Origin of the sequence: Streptomyces sp. NPDC006332 (assembly GCF_040612855.1) — a bacterium.
Lineage (GTDB): Bacteria > Actinomycetota > Actinomycetes > Streptomycetales > Streptomycetaceae > Streptomyces.
Window position 1 is genome coordinate 1 of the sequence record NZ_JBEXRA010000131.1, and the last position, 2,581, is coordinate 2,581.

Here is a 2,581-nt window from a genome sequence, read left to right on the forward strand (position 1 = left end):
AGGGCGTTTCAGTAGCACGCTCAAGACCCGAAGCGGAGTGATCTAGCCATGGGCAGGTTGAAGCGGAGGTAAGACTTCGTGGAGGACCGAACCCACCAGGGTTGAAAACCTGGGGGATGACCTGTGGTTAGGGGTGAAAGGCCAATCAAACTCCGTGATAGCTGGTTCTCCCCGAAATGCATTTAGGTGCAGCGTCGTGTGTTTCTTGCCGGAGGTAGAGCACTGGATAGGCGATGGGCCCTACCGGGTTACTGACCTTAGCCAAACTCCGAATGCCGGTAAGTGAGAGCGCGGCAGTGAGACTGTGGGGGATAAGCTCCATGGTCGAGAGGGAAACAGCCCAGAGCATCGACTAAGGCCCCTAAGCGTACGCTAAGTGGGAAAGGATGTGGAGTCGCACAGACAACCAGGAGGTTGGCTTAGAAGCAGCCACCCTTGAAAGAGTGCGTAATAGCTCACTGGTCTAGTGATTCCGCGCCGACAATGTAGCGGGGCTCAAGCGTACCGCCGAAGTCGTGTCATTGCAGCAATACGCCCAACGGCGGCTGTGATGGGTAGGGGAGCGTCGTGTGCCGGGTGAAGCCGCCGCGTAAGCGAGTGGTGGACGGTTCACGAGTGAGAATGCAGGCATGAGTAGCGATACACACGTGGGAAACGTGTGCGCCGATTGACTAAGGGTTCCTGGGTCAAGCTGATCTGCCCAGGGTAAGTCGGGACCTAAGGCGAGGCCGACAGGCGTAGTCGATGGATAACCGGTTGATATTCCGGTACCCGCTGTGAAGCGTCAAACATTGAATCAGGCGATGCTAAGTCCGTGAAGCCGTTCCGGACCCTTCGGGGAATGGAAAGTGGTGGAGCCGACGGACCAGACTTGTAGTAGGTGAGTGATGGGGTGACGCAGGAAGGTAGTCCATCCCGGGCGGTGGTTGTCCCGGGGTAAGGGTGTAGGACGTCAGGTAGGTAAATCCGCCTGGCAATAGTCTGAGACCTGATGCCGAGCCGATTGTGGTGAAGTGGATGATCCTATGCTGTCGAGAAAAGCCTCTAGCGAGTTTCATGGCGGCCCGTACCCTAAACCGACTCAGGTGGTCAGGTAGAGAATACCGAGGCGTTCGGGTGAACTATGGTTAAGGAACTCGGCAAAATGCCCCCGTAACTTCGGGAGAAGGGGGGCCATGTCTGGTGATCCGTTTTACACGGTGAGCTGGGTGTGGCCGCAGAGACCAGCGAGAAGCGACTGTTTACTAAAAACACAGGTCCGTGCGAAGCCGTAAGGCGATGTATACGGACTGACGCCTGCCCGGTGCTGGAACGTTAAGGGGACCGGTTAGTCTAGTTTCGACTAGGCGAAGCTGAGAACTTAAGCGCCAGTAAACGGCGGTGGTAACTATAACCATCCTAAGGTAGCGAAATTCCTTGTCGGGTAAGTTCCGACCTGCACGAATGGCGTAACGACTTCTCGACTGTCTCAACCATAGGCCCGGTGAAATTGCACTACGAGTAAAGATGCTCGTTTCGCGCAGCAGGACGGAAAGACCCCGGGACCTTTACTACAGTTTGATATTGGTGTTCGGTTCGGCTTGTGTAGGATAGCTGGGAGACTGTGAAGCTTGGACGCCAGTTCAGGTGGAGTCGTCGTTGAAATACCAGTCTGGTCGTGCTGGATGTCTAACCTGGGTCCGTGATCCGGATCAGGGACAGTGTCTGATGGGTAGTTTAACTGGGGCGGTTGCCTCCTAAAGAGTAACGGAGGCGCCCAAAGGTTCCCTCAGCCTGGTTGGCAATCAGGTGTTGAGTGTAAGTGCACAAGGGAGCTTGACTGTGAGACCGACGGGTCGAGCAGGGACGAAAGTCGGGACTAGTGATCCGGCGGTGGCTTGTGGAAGCGCCGTCGCTCAACGGATAAAAGGTACCCCGGGGATAACAGGCTGATCTTCCCCAAGAGTCCATATCGACGGGATGGTTTGGCACCTCGATGTCGGCTCGTCGCATCCTGGGGCTGGAGTCGGTCCCAAGGGTTGGGCTGTTCGCCCATTAAAGCGGTACGCGAGCTGGGTTTAGAACGTCGTGAGACAGTTCGGTCCCTATCCGCTGCGCGCGTAGGAATATTGAGAAGGGCTGTCCCTAGTACGAGAGGACCGGGACGGACGAACCTCTGGTGTGCCAGTTGTTCTGCCAAGGGCATGGCTGGTTGGCTACGTTCGGGAGGGATAACCGCTGAAAGCATCTAAGCGGGAAGCCTGCTTCGAGATGAGTATTCCCACCCCCTTTGAGGGGTTAAGGCTCCCAGTAGACGACTGGGTTGATAGGCCGGATCTGGAAGCACGGTAACGTGTGGAGGTGACCGGTACTAATAGGCCGAGGGCTTGTCCTCAGTTGCTCGCGTCCACTGTGTTGGTTCTGAAACCACGAACAGCCCCATACCAAGGCCACGGTGTGGTGCGGCAGTTCAGTTTCATAGTGTTTCGGTGGTTATAGCGTGAGGGAAACGCCCGGTTACATTTCGAACCCGGAAGCTAAGCCTTACAGCGCCGATGGTACTGCAGGGGGGACCCTGTGGGAGAGTAGGACGCCGCCGAAC

At 56.5% G+C, this 2,581-nt stretch carries 2 rRNA genes; both read left to right on the forward strand.

From position 1 onward, the window contains the following. Positions 1 to 2,374, forward strand: a 23S ribosomal RNA gene (locus ABZ027_RS43085); the annotation flags it as partial. A 90-nt stretch (positions 2,375 to 2,464) separates the two neighbouring features. After that, positions 2,465 to 2,581: ribosomal RNA gene (gene rrf / locus ABZ027_RS43090) — 5S ribosomal RNA — on the forward strand.